Origin of the sequence: Nocardioides sp. CER19 (assembly GCF_029846275.1) — a bacterium.
Classification (GTDB): Bacteria; Actinomycetota; Actinomycetes; order Propionibacteriales; family Nocardioidaceae; genus Nocardioides.
The window spans coordinates 31,040-56,364 of the sequence record NZ_JARVWS010000003.1 but is presented as its reverse complement, the minus strand read 5'-3'; the positions used below and the strand labels follow the sequence as shown (position 1 = coordinate 56,364).

At 71.1% G+C, this 25,325-nt stretch carries 25 protein-coding genes and 1 riboswitch; of the genes, 6 read left to right on the top strand and 19 right to left on the bottom strand.

The window, feature by feature from the left end; all coding sequences use genetic code 11:
• Window positions 1–2: 2 nt before the first annotated feature.
• Window positions 3–94: riboswitch (glycine riboswitch) on the bottom strand.
• 135 nt (window positions 95–229) lie between these two features.
• From QDS12_RS15780 to QDS12_RS15720, 13 genes are all read right to left on the bottom strand, one after another.
• Entirely contained in the window at window positions 230–835 is a 606-nt protein-coding gene (locus QDS12_RS15780) for a MerR family transcriptional regulator (protein ID WP_279880610.1), read from the bottom strand.
• A gap of 204 nt (window positions 836–1,039) precedes the next feature.
• On the bottom strand, window positions 1,040–1,507 hold the full coding sequence (locus QDS12_RS15775) for a bifunctional nuclease family protein (protein WP_279880608.1): 468 nt from the start codon (window positions 1,505–1,507) through the stop codon (window positions 1,040–1,042).
• A gap of 77 nt (window positions 1,508–1,584) precedes the next feature.
• On the bottom strand, window positions 1,585–2,325 hold the full coding sequence (locus QDS12_RS15770) for a MerR family transcriptional regulator (protein ID WP_279880606.1): 741 nt from the start codon (window positions 2,323–2,325) through the stop codon (window positions 1,585–1,587).
• 5 nt (window positions 2,326–2,330) lie between these two features.
• Window positions 2,331–2,816 (bottom strand): FHA domain-containing protein, encoded by a 486-nt coding sequence (locus tag QDS12_RS15765; protein WP_279880604.1) that lies wholly within the window; start codon window positions 2,814–2,816, stop codon window positions 2,331–2,333.
• A gap of 121 nt (window positions 2,817–2,937) precedes the next feature.
• On the bottom strand, window positions 2,938–3,327 hold the full coding sequence (gcvH, locus tag QDS12_RS15760; RefSeq protein ID WP_279880602.1) for a glycine cleavage system protein GcvH: 390 nt from the start codon (window positions 3,325–3,327) through the stop codon (window positions 2,938–2,940).
• Between the two features lie 79 nt (window positions 3,328–3,406).
• Window positions 3,407–4,552 (bottom strand): DUF881 domain-containing protein, encoded by a 1,146-nt coding sequence (locus tag QDS12_RS15755; RefSeq protein ID WP_279880601.1) that lies wholly within the window; start codon window positions 4,550–4,552, stop codon window positions 3,407–3,409.
• 7 nt (window positions 4,553–4,559) lie between these two features.
• On the bottom strand, window positions 4,560–4,892 hold the full coding sequence (locus QDS12_RS15750) for a small basic family protein (RefSeq protein ID WP_279880598.1): 333 nt from the start codon (window positions 4,890–4,892) through the stop codon (window positions 4,560–4,562).
• A complete protein-coding gene (locus QDS12_RS15745; protein ID WP_279880595.1) occupies window positions 4,889–5,776 on the bottom strand; it encodes a DUF881 domain-containing protein in 888 nt (295 codons plus the stop codon). The genes QDS12_RS15750 and QDS12_RS15745 overlap by 4 nt, the downstream gene beginning before the upstream one ends.
• Window positions 5,773–6,390 carry a CDP-alcohol phosphatidyltransferase family protein gene (locus QDS12_RS15740; RefSeq protein WP_279880592.1) on the bottom strand — a complete coding sequence of 206 codons (618 nt, stop codon included), beginning with the start codon at window positions 6,388–6,390 and terminating at the stop codon, window positions 5,773–5,775. The genes QDS12_RS15745 and QDS12_RS15740 overlap by 4 nt, the downstream gene beginning before the upstream one ends.
• A gap of 44 nt (window positions 6,391–6,434) precedes the next feature.
• Window positions 6,435–7,481 carry a hemolysin family protein gene (locus tag QDS12_RS15735; protein ID WP_279880590.1) on the bottom strand — a complete coding sequence of 349 codons (1,047 nt, stop codon included), beginning with the start codon at window positions 7,479–7,481 and terminating at the stop codon, window positions 6,435–6,437.
• On the bottom strand, window positions 7,478–8,824 hold the full coding sequence (locus tag QDS12_RS15730) for a hemolysin family protein (RefSeq protein ID WP_279880588.1): 1,347 nt from the start codon (window positions 8,822–8,824) through the stop codon (window positions 7,478–7,480). The genes QDS12_RS15735 and QDS12_RS15730 overlap by 4 nt, the downstream gene beginning before the upstream one ends.
• Window positions 8,825–8,902: 78 nt before the next feature.
• Complete coding sequence (locus QDS12_RS15725) at window positions 8,903–9,649, bottom strand: fused MFS/spermidine synthase (RefSeq protein ID WP_279880587.1); 747 nt, start codon at window positions 9,647–9,649, stop codon at window positions 8,903–8,905.
• Window positions 9,650–9,667: 18 nt separating this feature from the next.
• The gene (locus QDS12_RS15720; protein ID WP_279880584.1) at window positions 9,668–10,894 is read right to left on the bottom strand and encodes a phospholipase D-like domain-containing protein; all 1,227 of its coding nucleotides are present in this window, start codon (window positions 10,892–10,894) and stop codon (window positions 9,668–9,670) included.
• Between the two features lie 228 nt (window positions 10,895–11,122).
• Here QDS12_RS15720 and QDS12_RS15715 point away from each other — a divergent pair, with 228 nt between their 5' ends.
• Window positions 11,123–12,190 carry a hypothetical protein gene (locus QDS12_RS15715; RefSeq protein ID WP_279880582.1) on the top strand — a complete coding sequence of 356 codons (1,068 nt, stop codon included), beginning with the start codon at window positions 11,123–11,125 and terminating at the stop codon, window positions 12,188–12,190.
• A 15-nt stretch (window positions 12,191–12,205) separates the two neighbouring features.
• Here QDS12_RS15715 and QDS12_RS15710 read toward each other — a convergent pair whose 3' ends face one another.
• Together QDS12_RS15710 and QDS12_RS15705 are read right to left on the bottom strand one after the other, a co-directional pair.
• Window positions 12,206–14,191 (bottom strand): bifunctional diguanylate cyclase/phosphodiesterase, encoded by a 1,986-nt coding sequence (locus QDS12_RS15710; protein WP_279880579.1) that lies wholly within the window; start codon window positions 14,189–14,191, stop codon window positions 12,206–12,208.
• 118 nt (window positions 14,192–14,309) lie between these two features.
• Complete coding sequence (locus QDS12_RS15705; RefSeq protein ID WP_279880578.1) at window positions 14,310–14,657, bottom strand: UBP-type zinc finger domain-containing protein; 348 nt, start codon at window positions 14,655–14,657, stop codon at window positions 14,310–14,312.
• Window positions 14,658–14,783: 126 nt separating this feature from the next.
• On the opposite strand from QDS12_RS15705, the gene QDS12_RS15700 reads away from it, so the two are divergent.
• The 4 genes from QDS12_RS15700 to QDS12_RS15685 all read left to right on the top strand — a co-directional run bounded on the left by QDS12_RS15700 (window position 14,784) and on the right by QDS12_RS15685 (window position 20,470).
• Complete coding sequence (locus QDS12_RS15700) at window positions 14,784–15,788, top strand: L,D-transpeptidase (RefSeq protein ID WP_279880577.1); 1,005 nt, start codon at window positions 14,784–14,786, stop codon at window positions 15,786–15,788.
• 122 nt (window positions 15,789–15,910) lie between these two features.
• Window positions 15,911–17,497, top strand: coding sequence for a hypothetical protein (locus tag QDS12_RS15695; protein WP_279880576.1), 1,587 nt, complete (start codon window positions 15,911–15,913; stop codon window positions 17,495–17,497).
• 58 nt (window positions 17,498–17,555) lie between these two features.
• Entirely contained in the window at window positions 17,556–19,325 is a 1,770-nt protein-coding gene (locus QDS12_RS15690) for a GAF domain-containing SpoIIE family protein phosphatase (protein ID WP_347882188.1), read from the top strand.
• Between the two features lie 131 nt (window positions 19,326–19,456).
• Window positions 19,457–20,470 carry a hypothetical protein gene (locus QDS12_RS15685; RefSeq protein WP_279880573.1) on the top strand — a complete coding sequence of 338 codons (1,014 nt, stop codon included), beginning with the start codon at window positions 19,457–19,459 and terminating at the stop codon, window positions 20,468–20,470.
• Here QDS12_RS15685 and QDS12_RS15680 read toward each other — a convergent pair.
• The 4 genes from QDS12_RS15680 to QDS12_RS15665 all read right to left on the bottom strand — a co-directional run bounded on the left by QDS12_RS15680 (window position 20,451) and on the right by QDS12_RS15665 (window position 24,079).
• Window positions 20,451–20,981: a DUF1345 domain-containing protein gene (locus QDS12_RS15680; RefSeq protein ID WP_279880570.1), complete on the bottom strand. Its 531-nt coding sequence runs from the start codon at window positions 20,979–20,981 to the stop codon at window positions 20,451–20,453. The two genes, QDS12_RS15685 and QDS12_RS15680, sit on opposite strands and share 20 nt — an antisense overlap.
• 206 nt (window positions 20,982–21,187) lie before the next feature.
• Window positions 21,188–21,757, bottom strand: a complete 570-nt coding sequence (locus tag QDS12_RS15675) for a hypothetical protein (RefSeq protein WP_279880568.1) — start codon at window positions 21,755–21,757, stop codon at window positions 21,188–21,190.
• Window positions 21,758–21,773: 16 nt separating this feature from the next.
• Window positions 21,774–22,886 (bottom strand): glutathione-dependent formaldehyde dehydrogenase, encoded by a 1,113-nt coding sequence (locus tag QDS12_RS15670; RefSeq protein ID WP_279880566.1) that lies wholly within the window; start codon window positions 22,884–22,886, stop codon window positions 21,774–21,776.
• 38 nt (window positions 22,887–22,924) lie between these two features.
• Window positions 22,925–24,079: a glutathione-independent formaldehyde dehydrogenase gene (locus QDS12_RS15665; protein WP_279880563.1), complete on the bottom strand. Its 1,155-nt coding sequence runs from the start codon at window positions 24,077–24,079 to the stop codon at window positions 22,925–22,927.
• A gap of 181 nt (window positions 24,080–24,260) precedes the next feature.
• Between QDS12_RS15665 and QDS12_RS15660 the strand changes: the two genes are divergently transcribed.
• The gene (locus QDS12_RS15660; protein ID WP_279880561.1) at window positions 24,261–25,271 is read left to right on the top strand and encodes a helix-turn-helix transcriptional regulator; all 1,011 of its coding nucleotides are present in this window, start codon (window positions 24,261–24,263) and stop codon (window positions 25,269–25,271) included.
• Window positions 25,272–25,325: the final 54 nt, after the last annotated feature.

The following is a 25,325-nucleotide window of genomic DNA, read 5'->3' as shown; positions in this document are numbered from 1 at the left end:
GCCTGGTCCGCGAGGTCGTGGTGCCTGAGAGTTTCCGGGGAGGAATTGCCCCTTCGGCGTCCCTGTCGAGCAGAGACTCTCCCACGCGGGATCTACAGCACGCCCAGTCTAGACGGACTCGACCCCCGGTCCGTCATCGACGGGCCGGGGGTCGGAGGAGTCGCGTGGCTCGGTAGCCGAATGGTCTCTCGGCGGCCGAGCAGTCACTCGGTAGCCGAGCCTGTCGTGGCTAGCCGATCTTGCGCGCAGCACGCCGAGCGGCGAGCTCGTCGCCGGCCACCGCGCCCGCTTCATCACCGTCGTCGGCGGCACGCTCGCTGGGCAGCTCCGAGAGAGTGCCCTCGATCTCGCGCCAGACGCCGCCGATCGCGATGCCGAACACACCCTGGCCGCCCTGGAGCAGGTCGATGACCTCGTCGTTGCTGGTGCACTCGTAGACCGACGCGCCGTCGCTCATCAGCGTGACACGGGTGAGGTCCTCGGTGCCGCGCTCGCGCAGGTGCTGGACGGCGGTGCGGATCTGCTGCAGCGAGATCCCGGCGTCGAGAAGGCGCTTGACGATCTTGAGGATGAGGATGTCGCGGAACGAGTAGAGCCGCTGCGTGCCGGAGCCGGTGGCCCCGCGGACGCTCGGCTCCACCAGGCCGGTGCGGGCCCAGTAGTCCAGCTGCCGGTAGGTGATCCCGGCGGCGTTGCACGCGGTGGGGCCGCGATAGCCGAGATCACTGGGCAGGGGCGATACGTCGTCGGTGAAGAGCAGGCCCTGTTCATCTGCCTGCTCCGCGGCGCGGAGTGCGTCGACGTTGACGCCGCTCTCCTGCTCGTGCTCGTTCACGCGGTCCTCCGGGGGTCTACTCCGTTGAGCGTAACTCTGATTGGGGAAGGTGCGCGAGCCGCTCCGAGGAACGAACATCACTGATGGAGTTACAACAGAGACAGTTCAAGGTAGGACCCCCTGGGACCCGGGTCAAAGACATGCCCGGCGTGTCGCAACCCTCAACCTCAAGTTGAGACTGAGGTCCCGGCCCTCGACCGCCGCTCAGTGCGCGTCGAAGTCCTCGGGCGTCACGTGGTCGAGGAACTCGCGGAACCGCTCGACCTCGTCCTCCTGCTCAGCGGGAACGGCCAGGCCGGCCTCGTCGAGGACCGCCTCGGCACAGACGATGCGGGTGCCCGTGCGCAGGGCCAGCGCGATCGAGTCCGACGGCCGCGCGCTCACCTCGGCGCCGGTGGAGAACACCAGGTTGGCGAAGAACACGCCTTCGCGGACCTCGGTGATCTGCACCTCGCGCAGCTCGGCGTCGAGCGCGCCGATGACGTCCTTCATCAGGTCGTGGGTGAGCGGGCGCGGCGGCACGACGCCCTGCTGGGCGAAGGCGATGGCGGTGGCCTCCACGGCACCGATCCAGATCGGCAGATAGCGCTCCCCCGCCACCTCGCGCAGCAGCACGAGCGGTTGGTTGGAGGGCATCTCGACCCGGACTCCCATGACGTCGACCTCACGCACGTCGTCAACCCTACTCCGCCTCCCCCCTCGTGCCAGGGACCCGGGTGGCGGGTTCCGAACCGGCCGACGAGGGCCGCTCAGAAGTGGCGGAGACCGGACTTCACGAGGGTCGCGTGCAGGCGCACCGAGAGCGCCGCGAGCTCCCCCGCGGTCTCCTCGACCCGAGCGCGTGCGCTGGGGTCCGACGTACGCCGCAGCGGCGCCACGACCTGCTCGACGAGCCCGACCTCACGGTCGGCCGCGGCCTTCAGTCCGCGGAGGTGGCGGGGCTCGAGACCGTAGTCGGCGAGCTCGCGGGCGGTCTGCACGATGACCAGGTCGTCGGTGTCGTAGTGGCCCGTGCGAGACGGGGTGACCAGGCCGAACTGCTCAACCTCCGCGAGCAGGCCATCGCTCACGTCGGCGATCTTGAGGAGCTCGTTGCGGGAGAGCCGCAGGCCGTCGCGCCGGAGGAACGACTCCCCGCTCGGCAGTCCGTCGGCCGCCAGCGCGACCTGCGGCACGGTCGGCACCGTCGCCTCGATCGCGGGCGGCTCGAGCCCGCGGTCGAGCGCGTCGAGGTGCTCGCCGATGACCTTCAGCGGGAGGTAGTGGTCACGCTGCATCCGCAGGACGTAGCGCAGCCGCTCGACGTCGCCGTCGGAGAACTTGCGGTAGCCGGAGGGCGTCCGCTCCGGCTTGACCAGACCCTTCTCCTCCAAGAAGCGGATCTTGGGGATGCTGATCTCCGGGAAGTCGGCCCGCAGCATCGCGAGCACCTCGCCGATCGTGTGGCGGTCGGGCGCGGACCCCGATGCCGCACTGGTCGCCGTGGCCATCAGGTTCAGACCTCGTGCCCCGAGTAGAACACGAGCCGGTACTTCCCGATCTGGACCTCGTCGCCGTCCTTGAGCGCGACCTTGTCGATCCGGTCGCGGTTGACGTAGGTGCCGTTGAGGCTCCCCGCGTCGCTCACCGTGAACAAGTCACCGGATCGCGTGAACTCGGCGTGCTGCCGCGAGACCGTCACGTCGTCCAGGAAGATGTCACTGTCCGGGTGACGCCCCGCGCTGACCACGTCGTCGTCGAGCAGGAAGCGGCTGCCGGAGCCAGGTCCGCGCTGCACGACGAGCATCGCGTGCCCCTGCGGCAGCGCGTCGACCGCGGCGGCGTCCACCGGGTTCAGGAGCCGCTCGGACGTCTCCGTGCTGGGGTCGGCGATCTGGATCGTCGCCGTCGCGTCGGACGGCTCGGGCAGCTTGGTGCCGCACTGGGCGCAGAACCGAGCTCCCTCAGGGTTCTGGCTCCCACACGCCGTGCAGACCAGCATCTATCCCATCCCCTTCGCTGACCCTCAGCCTCAGATTGAGTGTTCTCTTGAACCTATCAGCCCGCAGTCGCCTGGCAAGCCGGAACGCACAGGCTCGTCCGTCGAGCCCGCGCGGGCGGGCTCAGCCTGCGAGCGTGCCCTCGTAGGCGGCGGCGTCGAGCAGCCCGTCGACCGCGCCGGCGTCGGACGGCACGATCTCGAAGAGCCACCCACCACCGTACGGGTCGTCGTTCACGAGCTCGGGCGTCGCGTCGAGGGCGTCGTTGATCGCCACGACCTCGCCGGACACGGGCGCGTAGATGTCGCTCACGGACTTGGTGGACTCGAGCTCGCCGCACGCGCTGCCGGCCTCGACGGTGGACCCGGCCTCCGGGAGCGAGACGTAGACGATGTCGCCCAGCGCATCCTGCGCATAGTTGGTGATGCCGACCCGGACCGAGCCCTCGTGCTCGCCAGGGGTGCGGACCCACTCGTGCTCGGCGGTGTAGCGAAGGTCCTCGGGGTAGGACACAGCTCTCTCCTGTCGGTCGGCGATCGGCGCGGCCGGTCGCTGGGTCGGTGGCAACGGGGCGACCCCGTGCGACGGAACCCTACTGGGCGCTGCCGGACCCGGACGACCCGGACGACCCGGCGCCGCTCGTGCCACGCTCCCGGACCGCACGGATGTCGACCTTGTTGAGCTCCTGCACCTTCACCGACGAGCCGTCCTGCTTGAACTCGTCGGCCGGACCGTTGAGGAACGTCATCGCGCCGGACAGCGTGGACGGCGCGCCGATCGCCTCGACGACGTAGGGCGGCTCGAGGACGGTGCCGTCGACGACGAGCCCGCCCGCGGTCTTGTCGAAGGACGACTGCGCGACGATGCGGACCTTGCCGTTCACCTGGATCGCCTCGGCGCCGCTGGAACGCAGCTCCTGGATGAGGTCGATGAACGTGTCGGCGTTGACCCCCGAGGTCTGCTCGGTGATCGTCACGCGGATGCCGGGGCCGGTCACCGGCACCAGCCCGGCCAGGATGTTGAGGGTGTCGACCTCGGACTTCGCCTCGTCGACCGCCGCCTGGCGCCGCGACGTCGTCGACTGGAGCTCGTTGCGGCGCTGCTCGAGCCTCGAGAGCTCGGTCTGGGCGCGCTGGGTCGTCGTCGAGAGGCCGTTGAGGACGTCGATGAGGTCCTGCTCGCGGTAGCCGGCGTAGGAGCTGTCGGCCTCGTTGGTCCGCACCTGCGTGACCGCGCCGAACCCGACCAGCGCGAGGAGGAGGGCCACGACGACCTGCGTACGTCGGGCACGGCCGAGGTCCCGGAGCAGCCGATCGCGCCCTGTCGGCGCCGGTGCGTCTGCGACCGGCTCCTCGACGTCAACCGGCTCCTCGACGTCAACCGGCTCCTCGACGCCAACCGGCTCCTCGACGCCAACCGGCTCCTCGACGCCAACCGGCTCCTCGACGCCAACCGGCTCCTCGACGCCAACCGGCTCCTCGACGCCAACCGGCTCCTCGACGCCAACCGGCTCCTCGACGTCGACCGGCTCGGCGGTCTCGGTCGGCCCTGCGGGTTCGGGCGATCCGGCGACCTCGGCCTCGCTCGGCTCTGTCGGATCGGTCGCGTCCGTCGGCTCTGTCGGATCGGTCGCGTCCGTCGGCTCTGTCGGCTCGGTCGCGTCCGGCGCCTCGGACGGCTCGGTCGCGTCCGGCGCTTCGGACGGCTCGTCCGGTTGGTTGGTGGCGGGCTGGTTCACGACGGCCTCAGGCGTGGAACAGGTGCCGGCGGATGGCGGCGACGTTGGAGAAGATCCGGATGCCCAGGACCACGATGACGCCGGTGGAGAGCTGCCCGCCGACGCCGAGCTTGTCGCCGAGGTAGACGATGCCGGCGGCGATGACGACGTTGCTCAGGAACGAGACGACGAAGACCTTGTCGTCGAAGATGCCGTCGAGGTAGGCGCGGAGCGCGCCGAAGACGGCGTCGAGCGCGGCCACGACAGCGATCGGCAGGTACGGCTCGAGACCCGTCGGGACGTCAGGCTGGAAGATGAGGCCCAGGACGATGCCGACGAGCAGCCCGAGTGCTGCGATCACTGCGTCCCCTCCTGGCCGACGGATGCCTTCTGCTGCTGCGACGTGCTTGCCTTCGCGTGGTGCAGCGCCATCATGCCTGCCGGGGCCGCCGGGAGCCGCATCTTGTCGCGCATGTCCCATGTGAAACGCATGCCGAACTGGTCGACGGTCGCCTGGAACTGAGCGCCCACGGCCGAGTCGGCGAAGTCGGCCTGCATCGTCCGCGTGTCGCCGACGGCGAGCACCGTGTAGGGCGGCGAGAGCGACACGTCGTTGATCCGGATGACCTGTGCGGTGTTGCGCAGCGCGCTGAGCGCGGTCACCCGCTGACCGTTGACGGAGATGCCGGTGGCGCCGGCGCGCCACAGCCCGTCGACCAGGAGCGCGAGGTCCTGGTCCTGGACCTTCCCCTCCTGCCCACCGCCGGGCGCGTCGTCGACCACCGCACGCACGCCCGGGCCCGACAGGGGTCCGAAGCCGGTCTGCGCCTGCACGGTCGAGCGGGTGCCGCTCAGGGAGTCGAGGCGCTTGCCGGCGTTGTCGATGGCCGTCTGCGCGGCGGCGTTGTCGCTCTGCAGCCGCGCGATCCGGTCCTGGACGTCGGCGAGGCTGCTCCGACGCAGCTCGATGCGGGTGATCAGCTGGTCACGACCCTCCGAGGTCACATCGGCGTTCTGGGCCGTCTGCACGGCAGCGACGGCGAGAAGTGCACCGAAGAGGAGCACAGCCACGATCGTCCGCGCACCGCGGCCGTTCGCCGCCGCGGGCAGCCGCGCGCCGGCGCGGCGTTGCTCGGCGACGTGCTCGTAGTCCTCGTCCATCGACTGCTGCGTGATGAGCTGCAGCAGCGGCGTCGTCACGCGCGCCGGAAGCGTGCTGGACCCGTGGGGCTCGGTCGTCGTCACGTCGCGGCGCTCCGCCGTGGTGTCGTGTGGACCAGCCGGCGGACCTGCCAGGCGTAGAGGATGCCGGCCCACCAGTAGAGAGCGATCCCCCAGATGGCGAACGCCCACCCGAAGACCCGGGCGAGCACCGCCGGCGAGCTGTCGCTCTCGCCGAGGAAGAGCAGCGGGAACGCGTAGAGGAGACAGAACGTCGCCGCCTTGCCGATGAAGTGGACCGGCAGGCTGGAGTAGCCGCGGGTGCGCAGGATCGGCACCAGGCCCCAGAGCAGCACGTCGCGCAACGGCAACAGGACCGCCATCCACCACGGGATGACGTCGCGCAGGGCGAGGCCGACGACCACGGCGAGCAGGTAGAGCCGGTCGGCGATCGGGTCGAGCAGCTGGCCCAGGACCGAGGACTGGTCCCACCGCCGAGCGAGGAAGCCGTCGAGCCAGTCGGTGATCCCGGAGACCACGAGCAGGCACAGCGCCCACCCGTCGGCCTCGGGCCCGAGCACCAGCCACAGGAACAGCGGCACGCCGAGGAGCCGCAACGCGCTGAGCACGTTCGGCACCGTCCACACCCGGTCGGAGCGGGGTCGAGCCGGGGTCTCCCCGGTGGGCCGCGCAGTCACGTGGACACCCTAGTTGTCGGTGCGCGCATCGCCGTATTGCGCGATCACGCGTCGCCGTGCGCGGCGTCGCGGATCTCGCCGACCAGCTCCTCGATCACGTCTTCGAGGGTCGCGACGCCGATCGTCGTACCCGCCGCGTCGACGACTCGCGCCATGTGCGCGCCCTTGCGCTGCAACCGCTCGAGCGCGTCGTGCAGCGGGTCGTCGGGGTGCACTGCCGCGAACGGGCGGATCCACTTGTCCTCGATCGGCCGCTCGCGACGCTCGCCATCGGGCTCGAGGACGTCCTTGATGTGGAGGTAGCCGACCAGTGGCCCGCCGGGGCCGTCGACGACGGGGAACCGCGAGAACCCGGTGGCGGCGCACAGCGCCTCGACGTCGGCGCCGGACGCGCCGCGGGTCACCGTGGTGAGCTGCGCCACCGGCATCACGACGGCCGCGACGGTCTTCTCGGTGAAGCCGAGCGCTCCGGCGAGCCGGTCGTACTCGCCGGCCTCCAGCAGCCCCTCCCCTCGCGACTCCTCGACGAGCACCGCGACCTGCTCGAGCGTGTAGGTCGACTCGACCTCCGCCTTGGGCTCGACGCGCAGCAGGCGCAGCGTCCCGCGGGCCACGGCGTCGAGCGCCGCGATGAGCGGCCGGACCACCGAGACGAGCGCGAACATGGCCGGGGCGAGGACCAGCACGGCTCGTTCGGGACCGGCGAGGGTGATGTTCTTGGGCACCATCTCGCCGAGCACCACGTGCAGGAAGGCGACGAGCGCGAGGGCGACGATGAACGACACCGGGTGGAGCAGCCCCTCGGGCGCGTTCACCGCATGGAGCACCGGCTCCAGAAGATGGGCGATCGACGGCTCGGCGACGGCACCCAGCAGGACCGAGCAGAGCGTGACGCCCAGCTGGATGCCGGCGACCATCGAGCTGACGTGCTCCATCGCGCGCAACGTCGTACGCGCCAACCGTGAGCCCCGATGGGCGAGCGGCTCGATCTGGCTGCGCCGGGCCGAGATCAGTGCGAACTCGGTGGCGACGAAGAACGCGTTGCCGGCCAGCAGCAGCGCGGTCAGCAGCAGTCCGACGGGGGCGCTCATGCGTCACGCTCCGTGGCGAGCACCCGGAGGGCCACGCGGTCGACGCGCAGGCCGTCCATGTGCTCGACGGTGAGGAGAGCCAGCCGCTCCCCCACCTCCTCCGGGTCGGAACGATCGGGTACGGCGATCTCGGCGGTGTCGCCGCGCTGCGGCACGCGTCCGAGCACTGACATGACGAGGCCGCCGACCGTGTCGTAGTCCTCGCTCTCCGGGAGCTCGATGCCGGTGAGGTCCTCGACCTCGTCGGGTCGGAGCAGACCGCTCAGCGACCAGGACCCGTCACGCCGCAGCCGCGCCTGCGCGCGGATCGAGTCGTGCTCGTCGGCGATGTCCCCGACGATCTCCTCGATGACGTCCTCGAGGGTGACGATGCCGGCCTGGCCGCCGTACTCGTCGAGGACGATCGCCATCTGGAAGCCCTCGCTGCGCAGCAGCGCCATGAGCGGGTCGAGCCGCAGCGAGTCCGGCACCACCACGGGCTTGGCCATGAGGTGCTTGACCCGCGTCGTCGCCCGCTCGTGCGCGGGCACGCCGACGGCGTTCTTCACGTGGATGGTCCCGACCACGACGTCGTGCTCGTCGAGGACGGGGAAGCGGGAGTGACCGGTTCGGCGGGTCAGCTCGATGACCGCCTCCGCCCGGTCGTTCTCGTCCAGGCTGGACGTCCGCATCCGGGGGGTCATGATCTCGCCGGCGGTCCGGGTCCCGAACTCCACGCTGCGCTCGATCAGCTCCGCAGCATCGGCGTCGAGGGTGCCCTCGTCGGCGCTGCGCTGGATGAGCGAGGCGAGCTCGGTGGAGCTGCGGGCCGAGCGCAGCTCCTCCTGCGGCTCGATGCCGAACCGGCGTACGAGCGCGTTGGCGGTGCCGTTGAGGAGCCGGATCGGCACGCGGTTGACGGTCGTGAAGCCGCGCAGGAAGCCCTGGGTGGCCTTGGCGGTCGCCATGGGCAGCGCGAGGGCGATGTTCTTGGGGACGAGCTCGCCGAAGACCATCGTCACGATCGTCGAGACGACCAGCCCGAGGGTGACCGCCGTCGGAGCGACGGCGCCTTCGGGGACGCCGATCGAGGCGAGCGGGTCGCGGATCACGTCGGCGACCGCCGGCTGCGCGAGCCAGCCGATCCCGAGGTTCGTGATCGTGATGCCGATCTGGGCGCCCGACAGGTGGCTGGACAGCCGGCGCAGCGACTTCTGGACGCCGCCGGCGCGGCTGTCGCCGGCGGCGGCTTCCCGGTCGACGGTGCTGCGGTCGACGGTGACGAGCGCGAACTCGGCCGCCACGAAGACGCCACAGAGCAGCACGAGGGCGACGGCGAGCAGGAGCAGGAGGTAGGCGGTCATCGGGGACGTGTCCCCTGCCTACTTCGACCTTCCATGGGGTGAGGTGTGTGTCCTTCGCTGGGCGGTGGTGGCACCACTCTACGGGAGCGGCTGTGCCCCACCGAACGAGTCACGCACTGCGGTGCCCGTGAAGAGCCGGTACGGCGCCGCCCCGGACGCCGCCCGGCGGTGCAGCGCGTCTGCCGGCACGTGCGCACCCGCCACCAGGACCAGGTTGCCCTCGCGCCGCCCCTTGAGGGTCGGCGGCTCCGCACCGACGAGGACCTCGGCGAAGTGCTCCCGCACGCCCGCCACCGCGCGGCGGACCAGGGGGAACGGGGCGCGGTCGGCGATGTTGGCGACGAGCAGTCCGCCGTCGGCGAGGACCCGGGTGACCTGCCCGAGGAAGGCGGTGCCGAGGAGCTCGGGAGGCACCGCACCGCCGGCGAACGCGTCGAGCACGACGACGTCCATGGCGTCGTCCCGCACGGCCGGGAGGCCCGCCACGCCGTCGACCGGGCGGACCTTGATCCCGCTGCGCGGTGGCAGGGGCAGCAGCCGGCGTACGTCCTCGACCAGGGCGGCGTCGGGCTCGAGCACGACCTGGCCGGAGCGCGGCCGCGTGTGCGCCACGTATCGCGGCAGCGTCATCGCCGCGCCCCCGACGTGGAGGACGCGCAGGGGCTCCCCGGGAGGGGCCGCCGCATCGAGCACGTCGGCGATCCGCCGCATGTAGTCGAAGCCCAGCCAGGTCGGGTCGTCGGGGTCGAGCTGGGACTGCGCCCGACCGTCCAGCCACAGGACGTAGGACCCCGGCCGGTCGCCCTCGGTGATCGTGGCGGCCATGGAGGAACGATCCCACGCTCAGTCCGACCGCGGGGAGCAGGCTGCGCCGCTGACGCCGTCGGTGCGCCCTGCCACGAGCGCGAACGCCCGGGCGAACGTGTGGAAGCCCTCGGCGCCGTCGACCCCGAGCACCGCCTCGTCGTCGGCGGTCCCGCGGGAGGTCCAGTTGTCCGATCCGACCCACGTGCGGAAGCGCCGCGTCCCGCCGTCGAGCCAGGAGGCGGCCATGTCCTTGGCGTGGATGTAGGTGTGGTCTGCGAAGCAGCCCGGCAGGACCTTCACGCCCGCCGAGCGGAGGATGGCCTGCACCCGCACGTCGACCGTCGGCCCGGCGACGAGCGTGATCCGGGCACCGGAGCGCGCCATGGCGGCGAGCCGATGCGCGATCCACTCCGCGCGCGGGCCCCACATCGAGTACATCTCGATCCTGATCAGCGTGTCCGGCCGCGCGGGGATCCCGCGCAGTCGAGCCATCACCGGATCGGCGCCCGGGCGGTCGGCCGTCGGCAGGAAGTACGCCGACCAGCCGTCCCCACCGGCGGTCCGCAGGGGTCGCCGGAGACTGCGCTGGGCGGCCTGGGCCCGGCCGATCCCTCGGAAGGCGTCGTAGAGCGTCTTGTCACCGGTGACCTGCCACATGAGGGCGTAGGTGTTGAGGTCGCTGCTCGCGGCCGAGTTGTAGGAGCCGTTCATCACGACCCACTGCCGGTCGCCGACGCGGCTGAACACATAGCTCTTCTGGTGCATGATCCCGGCGCTCCCGCGGGCCGCGCCGTCCGACCAGATGCCCCACGACCCCGACGCGCGAGCCCGGTGCAGCATCCGCATCAGCCGGCGGCTCGTGGCGAACCCACGCGCCTTGTCGTTGCCGGCGAGAAGGACGTGCACGTGCACACCGCGGCGCACCGCGCGGGTCAGCGCCGTGGCGATGCGGGCCGAGCTGATCCAGTAGGTGCTGACGTCGATCCGCTCCCCCGCCGGCACACCGTCGATGTTGGCCGCGATCGCGGCCGAGATCTCGTTCGGACGGTGGAGCGGGTCGTTGTAGAGCAGCCGCGTCGTCGGGGCCGGCGCTCGCGGCGGAACCGGTGGGCGGGCGAGCGACGTGGCCGACGTACCGACGTCGTCGGCCACCGTGGCGACCCGCCCGGCGGCCGGCGGGGCGCCCGCGGGCTCGGCCGGAAGGGTCGAGGGTACGACGACCAGGACTGCCACCGTCACGAGCTTCGTCAGCGTCGACCTCATGGTGAGCGCGACGCTAGGCAGGGCAGCCGTCCGCGCAGGGAACCCCGCGTGAAGGGCCGGCTACGCCAGGACGAAGGTGTCGCTCGAAGGGCTGGTCGGGCCGGTTGCTGGTAGCGGATCGCCCGCGACGCGCAGGCTCAGCGCGTCCACCACGACGCCGGGTGCCCAGGCGAGCGGAGAGTGAAGAGCGTGCATGCCGGGTCGGGCTCGACGGGAACCGGCCCGGGCGTGCCCTTGAAGACTCTGCGCGCCGCGACCTGGCGCCACCCGAGACCGGTGCTCGCCGCGAAGGCGGCGGTGGCAGCAGGTGCCGCCTGGCTCGTCGTGCAGCCGCTGGGCGGGTTCGTGGACGACTACCCCTACTACGCGCCGCTCGGCGCCGTGGTCGCGATGTCGACCAGCGTCGTGGAGTCGGCGCGCAGCGCCGCGCAGGCGGTCGCCGCCATCGTCACCGGCGCCGCGCTGGCGTTCGGCGTCGACGCGCTGCCGCTCCCCGGGGCGGCCGCGGTCGCAGCCGGGATCGGTCTGGGCGTGATCGTCGCCGGGGCTCGGTTCTTCGGGACGATGGGGAGCTGGGTGCCGTTCGCGACGCTCTTCGTCCTGATCGTCGGCGGTGCCCACCCGATGGGCTACGCCGTCGCCTACGGAGGCCTGACCGCGCTCGGTGCGGCCATCGGAGTCGTCGTCAATCTGGCGTTGCCGCAGCTGCCGTTGACACCGGCGGCGATGGCGCAGGAGCGGCTTCGCGGGCAGCTCGCCGACCAGCTGGACCTCCTGGCCGACGGGCTGGCCTCCGAGGACGTGCTCTCTCGGGACGACTGGGCCCGGCTGCGGCTCGCCCTGGAGCCGGACGTGCGTCGGGCCGAGGACCTCCTCCGGGCCGCGACCGAGTCGCGCCGGGCGAACTGGCGCGCCCGCCGTTGGGCCGAGGTCGCCGACCGCCGGGAGGAGCAGGCCCGGGCCCTGCAGCGGCTGACCGGGTGCATCGACGAGGTCATCGCCCTGGTCGTCGACGTACGCACCTCCATGCACGCGGACGACCTCGTCGCCGCGCAGCTGCGCGAGCGCGCCACCGCCGCGTTCCGCGCGGTCGCGGAGATGCTGCGCACGGTGGATGGCGAGCCGGAGGACCCCGACGGGCCGGACGCGCCCGCCGCCGCGTCCACGCGGGCTGCCGGCGCGGTGGCGCGACTCGCCGAGGACGCCGGCCGCGCGGGCGCGGCGGCAGGTCATCGCTACCTGGCCGCCGCCGCGATCGCCGTGACCCTGCACCAGGCGGTCGAGGCCTGGAGCTGACCGGGTCGGCGGGGGTCAGTCGACGGCGGGTTGCGGCGCCCCGAGCCGTTCGGTCAGGGCGACGAGCTCCATCGGCCTGCCGAGGTGGTAGCCCTGGGCGAGGTCGCAGCCCAGCCCGCGTACGGCGTCGAGGTCGGCGCCGGTCTCGATCCCCTCCGCGACGACGCGCATGCCCAGGTTGTGGCCGAGGTCGATGACCGACTGCACGATGGCCGTGCGGGCCTGGTCGCCCGTCATGCCGGTGATGAACCCTCGGTCGATCTTGAGCTCGCGGATCGGGAGGTCGGAGAGGTAGCCCAGCGACGTCTGCCCCTGCCCGAAGTCGTCGATGCTCACGTGCACCCCGGCCTGGTCGAGCGTCGAGAGGATGGCTCGGGCACGCCCTGGGTTGGTGAGCAGCGCGGTCTCAGTCACCTCGACGACGAGCTGCGCCGCCGACACGTCGGCCTCCTCGAGGGCACCGATCACCTGCTCGGCGAAGTCCTCCCGGACGACGCTCCGCGCAGAGACGTTGACGGAGATCGGGATCGGCGTGCCCTGCAGGGCCAATCGGGACGCGTCGGCCAGGGCCGTGGCGAGCACCCAATCGGTGAGCCGCTCGATCAGGTCGGTCTGCTCGGCCATCGGTAGGAAGCGGCCGGGCGGAAGCAGTCCGTGGACGGGATGCTGCCAGCGGACCAACGCCTCCGCTCCGACCACGGTGCCGGACGCCGCGTCGAGCTGTGGCTGGTAGTGCAGCCTGAACTGCCCGCTCTCGAGCCCCTTGGGCATCTCGGCGATCAGCTCGACGTCGGCCGCGACGAAGTGCTCGAGCTCCGGGCGGTACTCCACGACGACGGTGTGGTCGGCCTTGGCGGCGTACATGGCCACCTCGGCGTGCTGCATGAGCTGCTCGGCCGAGGTCAGCGCATCCGGGACGGTCACGTAGCCGATGCTCGGGGCGACGGACAGCGGAAGCCCGCTCACGTCCACCTCGACGGCCACGAGCGCAGCGAGGTCGGCGAGCTCCGCACGCCCATCCCGTACGTCGCGCAGCACGATGCCGAACTCGTCACCACCCAGGCGCGCGACCGTGCCGGGATGGTCGACGTTCGCCTCCAGCCGGCGGGCCAGCTTGATGAGCAGCTCGTCGCCGCTGGGATGGCCGAGCGTGTCGTTGAGGTCCTTGAAGTGGTCGAGGTCCATGAGCGCCACGACGGCCGGCCTGCCGGTCCGGCCGGCCCAGGCCGCCGCCTCGCGGACCTTCTCGACGAACCGGGCACGGTTGGGCAGGTCGGTGAGCGCGTCGTGACGGGCCAGCCACGCGTTCGTGGCCAGCTCGCGGCGGAGCCCTCGGCTCACGGAGATCGTGATGACGAGCAGGACCACGAAGAGCCCGGCCAGTCCGAGACCCAGATCGCGGTAGAGCGCGCGGACGCTCGCCGTGACGTCGGCCTCGATCGGCGCGTAGGGCAGGTAGGTCTCGAGCACGCCCACCGACCGTGCCGGTTCGCCTGCGGTGAGGGGAAGGTAGACCTCGACCGCAGCGGGCCCGACCGGACCCACGTCGTCAGAGTCTGCGTTGACGTGGGTGAGCTTGGCGACGACGTGGCCGGCCGTCGCGTCGGCGACCTCGTCCTCCTCGTCCTCCACCGGGGCCGGAGCAGCTGCGGCGCCGTTGGTGTCGGCGTCCGAGAAGACCACCGCGCCGTGCTCGTCCCGGAGCCTGACCCGCAGAAGATGCCCGTCGGCGACCGCTCGCCCGACCAGCCGCTCCATGACGCGGCGCTCACGTGTGGAGAGCCCCTCGCTCAGCGGTCGGCCGTCCAGCTGCGGCACGATGGCGGTCTGCGCGACGAGCAGCGCCTCCGAGCGCGCTTCGGCGAGGCCGCGGCTCTCCGCGGTGCCTCGGATGCCGAGGGAGAGCGCGACTCCCAGGAGGATCACGGGGACCAGGATGAGGGCGCCGTGCGTGAGCAGCAGTCGCGCCGTCGAGCCCGGCCGCCTCGATGGCGCGTCCATGATCGGAACGCTAGTGCAAAATCATGCAGTCCCTCGCGGTTTCGGACGCTTCGCGATCCCGGCGGTGTCCACCGTCGACCGCGCGCTCCTCCCGCGGGACGCTGCGGGCCCGACGGCGTCAGTGCAGCAGCTCGCGCCAGTTGCTCGGGACCCGCTCGGCCGGGCCCGGGACGGCCTGGTCGGCCGGGTGGTGCTGCGGGTCCGCGAGCACGGGTCCCTCGGCGTAGTCCTCGTTGCCGTAGTCCCAGAACCAGGTCTCGCCCGGCTCGAAGCTCTGGACGTAGGGATGACCGGTCGCGGCCGCGTGCCCGCTGGCATGCTGCCCGGGCGAGGAGTCGCAGCACCCGACGTGCCCGCACTGGGCGCAGCGCCTGAGGTGCAACCACCACCCGTCGGCCTGTTCGCACTCCGCGCAGCCGGTACCGGAAGGTGCGGCGGTGACGTCGATGCCGGTGTTGTCGCTCATCCTGACTCCTCGGACCGAAGGTGCCGCCCACGATAGTGGCCGGGATAGTGACCGGCGATGACCGGCGATGACCGGCGATGACCGGCCGGGGCCGAGATTTGTGTCGAGCGGATTGAATGGTCCCTGATGAAGGACATCCTGCGGGTCGCGACCGCGGCGGTCGTGGCGGCGGTCCTGACGACCGCTGCCGGCTGCTCCGGAGCCGGTTCGACCCCGGACGCGGGCCCCGTCGGCACGTCCTCGCCCGGGTCGGCCTCCCCCGGGTCGTCGGGGCCGTCGCACAGCGCCACGGCTCGGCCGACGAAGCACTTTCCGACCGGCCCGCCGATGCAGCTCCAGAGCATCGCCCCGGTCAGCGGCGCGACGGTCGGCGTGGCGATGCCGATCTCCATGATCTTCACCGACCCGGTCGCCCCCTCCGCCCGCCAGCAGCTCGAGGAGCACATCGACCTCACGACATCGCCTGCCGTCACCGGGGCCTGGCACTGGTTCAGCCCCCGCCGCGTCGACTTCCGGCCGAAGACCTACTGGACGCCCGGGACCACCGTCTCCATGGTCGCCAGGTTCGACCACGTCGGCGACGGCAACGGTCGCTACGGGACCCACTCCTACACCCGAAGGTTCACCATCGGTGACGACGTACGCACCCATGTCTTCGTCCAGCAGCACAAGACGGTGGTGACCCGCGACGGCAAGGTCCTCCGCACGATGCCGAGCGACGCCGGGAGCCCCGACTGGCCCTCGTGGGACGGCACGATGGCCGTCGTCAACAAGTCCCGCACCGTCCGGATGACCTCGTGCAGCGTCGGCATCGCCTGCAAGAAGAACGACCCGAACTTCTACGACATCACCCTCCCGTGGGACGTGCGGATCACCTGGTCGGGCACGTTCTTGCACTACTCGACCGGCGACCCTCACCCCGGGCACAGCTTCGGCTCGCACGGCTGCGTCCACCTCTCCTACGCGGACGCGAAGTGGTACTACGACCTCTCCAAGGAGGGGGACCCCGTCACGGTCACCGGCTCCCGGCGCGGCAACGCCTCCGGCGACAACGGGTACGCCGACTACAACCTGTCCTGGGACCAGTGGCTCCACGACAGCGCGGCCAAGCAGGTCACCACCCGGTCCTGAGGTCGAGCCGCCGGACCGAGCTCGACGCCTCGCCGCCTTCATCGCCGCCTTCATCGCCGTCTTCATCGCCGCCTCATCACGGCTTCATCGGGGCTTCATCCGCACCTGCCTAGCGTCCTGGCGTGTCGAGTTCCCTCGCTACGCAGACCGCGGCGCCCACCTCAGCGCCTCCCCGAGCCCACGGTGGGTCGGTCCGTGGAGCCGGTGAGCCGGGGCGCGGCTGGACCAGGGGCCAGGTCGTCGTCCTCCTTCTCCTGGCAGCCGTCCCGGTCGTCGGGTGGCTGCCGTTCCTCGACGCTCCGCTGAGCTCCGACGAGAGCGGCTACCTGCTACTGGCCCGCCACTGGGCGCCGGGCACCTCGCTCTACGGCGACTACTGGGTGGACCGGCCGCCGCTGCTGCTGTGGCTCTTCGCGCTCGCCGGACACCTGGGTGGTGGACACCTCACCCCTGCCGGGCTCGCCGCACCGGCACTGAAGCTGATGGGCGCAACGGCCGGCGCACTCGCTGTCGTCGCATCGGGGGCACTCGGGGGTCTGCTCGCGCCGGGGTCACGCTGGTCACGCTGGGGCGGACCTGTCCTGACCGCTGCCCTGCTCACCAGCCCGATGTTCGGCATGCCCGAGACGGACGGGGAGATCCTGGCGCTGCCGCTCGTCCTGCTCGGCCTGACCTGCTTCGTCGCGGCCTTCCGACTGCCGTGGAACCGCCGATCGCTGCTGCTGGCGGTCGTCTCGGGTGCCGCCGCCATGGCCGCTGCGCTGGTCAAGCAGAACATCGTGGACGTCTTCGTCTTCGCCGCCGTGGTGCTCGCCCTGGCGCATCGCTCCACCAGTCGCCCCTGGGCGAAAGCAGGTGCGTTCGCGGCGGGCAGCGTTGCGACGCTGGTCGCAGTGCTGGCGGGAGCCGCCGCCCGCGGAACCACGCCCGCGGCCGTGTGGGACGCCACCGTCGTCTTCCGGCTGCAGGCGTCGGGCGTGATCAGCTCGTCGGCCTCGGCGCAGACCTCCGAGCGGTGGTCGCGGATGGTGAGCGCGTACGTCGGCAGTGGTGCGGCCGCCGTACTCGTGGTGGCGGCGGTGCTGGCACTCCTCGGCGTCTACCGAACCCGCCGCTCGTCCGCCCCGCTCCTGTGGGCCGCGCTCGCGATGACCGCCTGGGAGCTGTTCGGCGCGGCGGCCGGCGGCAGCTACTGGCTCCACTACCTGACCGGCCTGCTCCCCGGTCTGGTCGCGCTGGTCGCGCTGGCCCACCCCGCGCGGCGAGGCGCGTTCGTGCTCTCCGCGCTGCTGCTGTACGTCGCCGGCTCCAGTGCGACGGCGTGGATCCACCACGACGACAGACCGGTCAGTGTCTCCGCCGACGCGCAGGTGGCGACGTACCTGCGCGACCACGCGCGCCCGTCCGACGGTGTCGTCGTCGCGTTCGGCCACCCGAACATCGTGGCCGACAGCGGGCTGGCCAGTCCCTACGAGCATCTGTGGAGCCTGCCGGTGCGGGTCCGCGACCCGCGGCTCGGCGAGCTCGAGAACGTCATGTCGGGGCCTCGGTCTCCGCGATGGATCGTGGTCTCCGGCTCCCGGCTGGACAGCTGGGGACTCGACGCCCGAGACGCCCAGCGCTACCTCCAGGGGCACTACGTCGAGCAGCAGTCGTACGGCGACTGGCACATCTGGCGGGAGACGAGGACTCCCGCCTCGCCCGACTGAGGACCATGACGAGCCGGTCGCGGTCTCACCCTTGCCCCCGGGTGAACCATGGTGTGAAGTGCCGACATGGCGGCGAACATCTCTCACGACTGGTGATCCGCGGGTGGATGAACAGAACCCAGGCCTCCCCGGCGCCTCGTTCGACCGGTGGGCCCGGATGGTGCGCCGTGTCCTCGGAGTACCGCATGCCATGGTCTCGATCGAGGCCACAGGGTCGCCGCTCGTGCAAGCGCTGTGCAACGACGTGGTGTCGGGCCGCCAGCCCCTCTTCATCACGGACACCCGCGACCACCCACGCCTTCGGGGGCCGCGAACGCCGGCCGACCCCGGCGTGGTCGCCTACGCCGGCTGGCCCCTGACCGATCACCGAGGGAGGACCGTCGGGTCGCTGTGCGCCGTCGACGTGACGCCTCGGGACTGGACGCCCGAGGAGAGGGCAGCACTCGAGGACCTCGCCGGCGCCTGCTCGGCCGAGATCGCGCAGCGCGAGCTGCGGTCGCGCGCTGACGACGACCAGAAGCGAGGGCAGAGCCTCCTCGACCGCGGCCGGGTCCTCCTCGCCCTCAGCGAGGCACTCGCCGCCACCCGCACCCTCAGCGACGTGGCCGGTGCGGTGCAGGCGGTCGCCCTGGAGCACCTCGGTTGCCTGCATGCGGGACTGTGGCTGCGCACGCTGCGCGAGGACGAGACCAGGCTCTGGCGGCTCGTCTCCGAACCGGTCGAGCAGCTGAGGTTCGTGCCGACCGAGCGCGACGACTGGGTCGAGGCGGCGAAGATCGCGCAGGTCCCCGCCGACGCGACGACCCCGATGGGCGACGTCCACCAGACCCGGGTCGCCCGCTTCTTCCCCGACCGACACGCCCAGGCGGTGATCTACCCCCACCTCCCCACGACAGCCGCCGACGGCGAGGCACGAGCGTTCCTCCCGCTGACCGTGGCCCGTCGCCCACTGGGGGCACTCGTCCTGACCTGGCCGGGCGCGCGCACGCTCAGCGAGGACGACCGCAGCACCATCGGGGCGCTGGCCACCTACACCGCCCAAGCAGCGGAACGCGCTCTGCTCCTCGCGGAGCGGGTCGAGACCGCGCTCGTCCTGCAGGACGCCATGCTCACCGAGATACCGCGCATCGACGGCCTCGACATCGCGGCTCGCTACCTGCCGGCCGCCGTACGCGAGCAGGTCGGCGGCGACTGGTACGACGCCTTCGTCCTGCGCAGCGGAAGCGTCGTGCTCATCATCGGCGACGTGGTCGGACATGACATCCAGGCCGCCGCCCACATGGGCCAGTTGCGCAGCATGCTCCGCGCCTACGCCTGGGCCGACGACGGCCCACCTTCACGCGCCGTCGAACGACTCGATCAGGCGATCAACGGCCTGCGACTCGACGCCCTCGCGACGCTCGTCTACGCCCGACTCGACCCGGACACCTCGGGCGCGTGGACACTGACGTGGACGTGCGCAGGCCATCCCCCGCCCGTCGCCATCAGCCCGACCGGGCGTTCCGAGCTGCTCCAGCTCGGTCGGCCGGGCCCGCTGGTCGGTGCCGCACCCGAGGTGTCGCGAGACGACAACAGCATCCGGCTCAGCCCTGGAGCGACGCTGATCCTCTACACCGACGGGCTCATCGAGCGCCGCCACGAGCTCCTCGACATCGGGATGGAGCGCCTCTCGCGCGCCGCCGCCCAGGGCCATCGCCTCAGCCTCGACCATGCGCTCGATCGCATCATCGACGACCTCGACGTCCGCCACCCGACCGACGACGTCGCCGTCATCGCCGTACGTCTGACGGGCTCCTCCGACGACCGTCGAGGCGAGATCGCCAGGTGACGTTGACGGCGCTCACGGTCAGCGGTCGTGATGTCGGCCCCTGGCGCGTCCTGTTCGGCGTCGAGGGCCGCTAGCGCACCGAGACCGACTGCCATGCCGTTTCTGCGCGGGGGCAGGGGGTACCACGCCGGATGGAGCCGATTCACGTCGTGCTGGTGGCCGACCCGGAGAAGCCCACCGACGTCGCTCGTCGGTTCCGGGACCTGGATCCGCCGGACGGTGCTCGGCAGGAATGGGACATCGAGGTGGTGAGCGAGCCGTTCACCGTCGGTTGCGAGGACGTGGACACGGCGCTGTCCCGACTGACCGATCGGGCCCGTGAGCACCGGTGGGACCTGGTCGTCGGTCTGACCGAGCTTCCGCTTCGCGACGGTGATGGTCGATATCTGTTGATCGACGTCGACCCGCCGCATGGGACGGCCGTGCTGTCCCTTCCCGCACTCGGTGGACTTCGGATGCACCACCGCAGCATGCTCGCGTTGCGCGAGCTCGTCAGTGGCATGGCCGATCCCGCGCGAGAGACGGATCACCGCGTCCGGCTACCTCGCCGCCGTGGGCATTGGCGGCTGCTCACGGGCATGGTGCTCGCCAACCGGCCGTGGCTGCTCGTCCCCGGCCTCAAGTCTGCGCTCGTCGCGGCGCTCACGACGGGCGCGATCGCCACGGTCAACTCCACGATCTGGCTGCTGGCCGGGTCGCTGTCGTGGTGGCGTCTGGTCATCGCGACGATCGCCTCCATCACCCTCATCGTCGGATGGCTCGTCATCGACGGCGAGCTCTGGGACCGGCCGGAGAACGACTCGCCCGCAGCGCGGCAGAGGTCGCTTCTCTACAACACCTCGACCCTGGTGACCCTGCTCGCCGGGGCTCTCATCTGCTACGTCGCGCTCTATGTCCTGAACCTGATCTGGGCTCTGTTCGTGCTTGATCCTGCGGTGATGGGCGGCTACCTGCAGATGTCGCTCGGATACGGCGACGTGTTCTTGCTGACGTGGTTCGTCGCCTCCGCGGCGACGGTCGGCGGGGCGCTGGGCAGCGGGCTGGAGTCGGACGCGGCGATCCGCGCGGCGGCGTACTCCAAGCGCGAGGAGGACCGACGCACCCGGCTCGCGCAGGACGGACAGGTCACTGACCGAGGTTGGTGACCAGGTTGATGGCCACAGCGAGGACGCCTGTCCCGAACGCGTAGGAGAGCAGGGCGTGTCCGAGCGCCACCCGCCGGATGCGGGTGGCGCACGGCTCGGTCTCGGAGACGGCGAACGACATGCCGACCGTGAACGCCATGTAGGCGAAGTCGCTGTAGGTCGGTGGGTGATCCTGCTTGAAGTCGATCCCACCGATGTCCGGCTCGTCGAGGTAGTAGAAGCGCGCGTACTTGAAGGCGTAGACGGTGTTCACCAGCCCCCAGGCCAGCGTCACGCTGACGACGCTCAGCAGCACGGAGGTGACGGCGGTGGCGTCGCGCCGGCTGCCGGACTGCACGAGCGCCACCACGACCACGGCAAGGCTCGTGACCGCCGCAGCCAGCAGCCAGACATCGGTCGATCTGCTCCTGCTCTCCTGCTCCGCGAGACGCTTCGTCCCTTCAGGATCGAGCGGCCAGCTCACGCGCCACACCCACGTGAGCAGGACCGCGATCGTGACGGTCCAGCTCACCAGAGGCAGCAACCGGGGTGTCGCGAGCAAGGCGACCAGCACGCCGGCAGCGAGACCGACGACGAGGCTGATGACCGACCTACGAAGCGAAAGTATGCGACCGGTGCTCGGTTTCGCACCGAGCCTCGTGGTGGCCAAGGATCGTCTCCTCCCCCGACGTACGGCGGCCACGCGCGGACCGCGCACGCGAGCCGCCCATCACCTCGCTACCGACGCCGTCCCACGCGTCGCAGGAAGAGGTAGGCCGCCGCACCGCCGGCGATCCAAGGGGCGCCGACGATGAAGGGGTCCATCCAGTGGTGCTTGACGTCCGCGCGGTTGCGTCCCAACCGCGACCGCAGGCCGTGCCGCTTCACCTCGGCGACCACCCCGGTCTCGGTGATCGGGTTGTCCGGGTGCAGCGTCAGCATCGAGCGCACTCCGCTCTCGAGCGCGTCGACCCGATCACCCGCGATGAGCAGCAGCCAGTGCGCGGCCTGCCCCTCGCTGTACTTGGCGTAGGCGTACTTCCGGATCGCTCCGGACAGGCCCTTCGGTGGTTGGGCCGTGCCGAAGACCGGGGGGAGCTGCGTGTGCTCCACCGACCGCTCTCGCGGCCACTTCTCCGGTTGCTGCTCCGGGTACTCCCAGTGGGCGCCCGCGAACGACGGGTCGAACCGCTCCCGCGGCACCGACGGCCGGTCGGCGGGGTCGAGGTCGGCACCCCAGCCGGGGATCCGCGCCCGCAGCTCATCGCTCCTCGCCGCGATCGCGGGCTTGTCAGGCGTGTAGGTCATGAGGTTCTCCCATCGGTCACGCCGCCGCGGTCGGCACGACGATCGGTTTGATGCAGTTGTCGAGCTTGGCCGAGAACATGTGGTAGCCCTCCGCGATGTGCTCGAGCGGGACGTGGTGGGTGATGACGTCGCTGGGCTTGAAGTAGCCGTTCCTGATGTGCTCGAACAGGCGCGGCCACTGCCGCTTGACGGGGCACTGGTTCATCCGCAGCGTCAGGCCCTTGTTCATCGCGTCGCCGAACTTCACTGCGCTGAACAACGGGCCGTAGGCGCCGATCACCGAGACCGTGCCGCCCTTGCGGACGGTGTCGATCGCCCAGTTCAGCGCGACCGGCGAGCCGCCCTGGAGCTTGAGCTTCGCCGACGTCACGTGCTGAAGGAGGTTGCCGTCGGCCTCGGCCCCGACCGCGTCGATGACCACGTCAGCCCCGAGTCCGTCGGTCAGGTGCTTGAGGTGTCGGACCACGTCGGCGTGCTCGGTGAAGCTGATCGGCTCGGCGTGCGCGAACTCCCGGGCCTTCTCGAGCCGATAGTCCAGGTGATCGACGACGATCACCCGACCCGCACCCATCAACCACGCCGACCTCGCCGCGAACAGTCCCACGGGCCCGGCGCCGTACACCACGACCACGTCGCCCTCCGCGATGTCGCCGAGCTGGGCCCCGAAGTAGCCGGTGGGGAGGGCGTCGGTGCACAGGACGGCGTCGTCATCGTCCATCCACTCCGGGATCACCGCCGGCCCCACGTCGGCGAACGGCACCCGGACGTACTCCGCCTGGCCCCCGTCGTAGCCGCCGCAGGTGTGGGAGTAGCCGTAGATCCCACCCACAGCGGTGGCGTTCGGGTTCACGTTGTGGCAGTTGGAGTAGAGCCCGCGAGCGCAGAAGTAGCAGGTGCCGCAGAACACGTTGAACGGCACCATCACCCGGTCGCCCAACTGCAGGTTCTGCACCGACGGCCCCACGCGGTGGACCTCGCCGATGAACTCGTGACCGAACGTGTGCCCGACCCGGGTGTCCGGCATCATGCCGTGGTAGAGGTGCAGGTCCGATCCGCAGATCGCCGCTCGCGTGACGCGCACGATCGCGTCGTTGGGATGCTCGATCGCCGGGATGTCCTTCTCCTCCACACGGACCCGGTACGGTCCCCGATACACCATCGCTCGCATCAGGCACCCGCCATCGCCGGGTGCAGGACGATCTTCGTCCAGCCATCGTCCCGGTTGTCGAAGTGCTCGTAGGCCTCCGGGGCCCGGTCGAGCGGAAGCTCGTGGCTCACGATGAAGGAGGGCTCGGCCTTGCCCGCGGCGATCAGGTCCCGCAGCTGCCGGTTGTACTTCTTGACCGGGGCCTGGCCACTGCCGATGTGCTGGCCCTTGAACCAGAACATGCCGTAGTCCAAGGCGAGCTTGCCCTGCTTCGCGAGCTCGTCGTTGGCGCCGGGGTCCTGGGGCACGAACACGCCGACGTTGCCGATCCTCCCGGTGAAGCGCACGGAGGCGACCAGCCGGTTCATGGTCAGGTTCGCCTGCTCCTGCCCGTCCGGCTCGTGCGCCTGGTAGCCGACGCACTCGCACCCGTTGTCGGCGCCGAGTCCCATGGTCTGGTCGAGGACGGCCTCCACCGGGTCGATCTTCGAGTCGTCGATGGCGATCGCGCCGATCGACTCGGCCAGTCGGAGCCGGTCGGGATGCCGGTCGACCACCATCACCTTGCTCGCTCCCCTGATCGTCGCCGACAGTGCGGCCATCAGTCCGACCGGGCCGGCGCCGTAGATCACGGTCTGGTCGCCGGGCTGCACGCCCGCCATCTCGGTGGCGTGGTAGCCGGTCGGGAAGATGTCGGCGAGCATCACGTAGTCGCGCTGGCGCTCCTCGGCGTCCTCGCCCAGCCGCAGGCAGTTGAAGTCGCCCCAGGGCACGCGCAGCAGCTCGGCCTGTCCCCCGGCCCACGGTCCCATGTCAGCGAAGCCGTACGCCGCGCCGGCCATCTTCTCCTCCGGCTGGGCGGTCAGGCAGTAGTTCGTGAGACCACGCTCGCAGTTCTTGCAGTGCCCGCACGAGATGTTGAAGGGCAGGACGACGTACTCGCCGACCTCGACCTTGTCGACGCCGTCGCCGACCTCCACCACCTGACCCAAGTTCTCGTGCCCGAACCAGCGGCCGGGCTCGAAGTCGGTCCGGCCTTCGTACATGTGCAGGTCCGAACCGCAGATGTTCGCCGACGTGATGCGCACGAGCACGTCCGTCGGTCGCTCGATCCGCGCGTCCGGGACGTCGTTCACGCTCACCTGCCGCGGCCCTTCGTACACCACTGCCTTCATGCTGGTCGTCTCCTGCCGAGTGTCGTCTCCCCACGGTGGGTCTCCCTCGATTACACGTGTTCGGGCGGAGGGCCGCTATCGGCAGAAATGACGACCCCGGCCCGTGAGATTCCGGAACGCACGGCGTTAGCGGTCCTCGGCGGCGGGTACCGCCTCCTGTTCCTCCGTGGAGGGAGGCCCCATGCCGGTCGGTCCGCCCGTCGCGGAGCTGATGGAGATCGCTGGGACGACCGCGCCCTTGCGCGAACGCGCAGAACACGTGCTCGGGCGGGTGGCTGACTGGGCGTCCGCTGACGCGACGTGGTTGGCCTTGGCCGACCCTCAGTCGCATGCCTACGCCACCTTCGGCAGCACGGGCCTCGAGCGTGGGGTCCTCGACTACCTGAACCGCCCGGCTGTGGCGCAGGAGATCCGGGACGCAGAGCTCAACCGGGACCGACCGCCGGTCAGCCTGTGGGAGCTGCCTGTCGGGGCGGACCAGCTGACGACGTGGGCGGACTGCCTCATCCCGGCGGGCTTCCGCGTGGGCATGGGCGTGCCCCTCTTCGAAGCGGGTGGTCCGTACGTCGGGATGCTCACCTTGCTGTTCGCGCGGGAGGACTCACCTTCGAGCGCGGTCCGCGCGGCCCTCGCTCAGCTGAGCCCGCTGATCGCTCGAGGCGTCTCGCCGCTGCGTTCGTTGGCCGCCACAGCGCGTCTGGTCAGAGGTGCCACGTCGGGTGCCGTCCTGCTCCGGGACGGCACGCTCGCTCCGCTGCCCGGGCTGGACAGCCATGCGCTCCTCGACGCAGGAGGGCCGGTCGTGGCCATCGCACGTGACACCCTCCTGGCGGGTCAGGTCTACCGGTCCTTCGTGTGGCCGTTGCACCATGGCGCGGAGGTGCAGGGTCATGCGCGACTCACGGTGCTGGCCGCCAACGACGTGCCTGCCTTCGTCCTCGGAACTGTCCTCGTGACGCCCCAGGTCGACTGCCGGGGTCTCACGTCCCGCGAGCTCGAGGTGCTGGGGCTCGTCGTCGACGGAGGCTCGAACCAGCAGGTCGCCCGACGCCTCGGGATCGCGGCCCGCACCGTGGCCACGCACGTGGAGCACATCCTGCGCAAGCTGGAGGTGCAGACGAGGACGCTGGCCGCGGTCCAGGCCGAGCGGGACGGCTGCTACGTGCCGGCACGTCTGACGGTGCGGCGTTGACCCAGACGGCAACGCCGACGCCCCGAGCGACCGCCCGAGACCTCGAGGAACTCG

Bases quoted from the DNA above. Each gene is read 5' to 3' on its own strand.
- QDS12_RS15675 (WP_279880568.1), bottom strand. From the start codon at position 21,757: ATGACCTACACGCCTGACAAGCCCGCGATCGCGGCGAGGAGCGATGAG.
- QDS12_RS15730 (WP_279880588.1), bottom strand. From the start codon at position 8,824: ATGACCGCCTACCTCCTGCTCCTGCTCGCCGTCGCCCTCGTGCTGCTC.
- QDS12_RS15770 (WP_279880606.1), bottom strand. From the start codon at position 2,325: ATGGCCACGGCGACCAGTGCGGCATCGGGGTCCGCGCCCGACCGCCAC.
- QDS12_RS15705 (WP_279880578.1), bottom strand. From the start codon at position 14,657: ATGAGCGACAACACCGGCATCGACGTCACCGCCGCACCTTCCGGTACC.
- QDS12_RS15720 (WP_279880584.1), bottom strand. From the start codon at position 10,894: ATGAGGTCGACGCTGACGAAGCTCGTGACGGTGGCAGTCCTGGTCGTC.
- QDS12_RS15765 (WP_279880604.1), bottom strand. From the start codon at position 2,816: ATGCTGGTCTGCACGGCGTGTGGGAGCCAGAACCCTGAGGGAGCTCGG.
- QDS12_RS15685 (WP_279880573.1), top strand. From the start codon at position 19,457: ATGGAGCCGATTCACGTCGTGCTGGTGGCCGACCCGGAGAAGCCCACC.
- QDS12_RS15735 (WP_279880590.1), bottom strand. From the start codon at position 7,481: ATGAGCGCCCCCGTCGGACTGCTGCTGACCGCGCTGCTGCTGGCCGGC.
- QDS12_RS15665 (WP_279880563.1), bottom strand. From the start codon at position 24,079: ATGAAGGCAGTGGTGTACGAAGGGCCGCGGCAGGTGAGCGTGAACGAC.
- QDS12_RS15710 (WP_279880579.1), bottom strand. From the start codon at position 14,191: ATGGACGCGCCATCGAGGCGGCCGGGCTCGACGGCGCGACTGCTGCTC.
- QDS12_RS15700 (WP_279880577.1), top strand. From the start codon at position 14,784: ATGAAGGACATCCTGCGGGTCGCGACCGCGGCGGTCGTGGCGGCGGTC.
- QDS12_RS15660 (WP_279880561.1), top strand. From the start codon at position 24,261: ATGCCGGTCGGTCCGCCCGTCGCGGAGCTGATGGAGATCGCTGGGACG.
- QDS12_RS15725 (WP_279880587.1), bottom strand. From the start codon at position 9,649: ATGGCCGCCACGATCACCGAGGGCGACCGGCCGGGGTCCTACGTCCTG.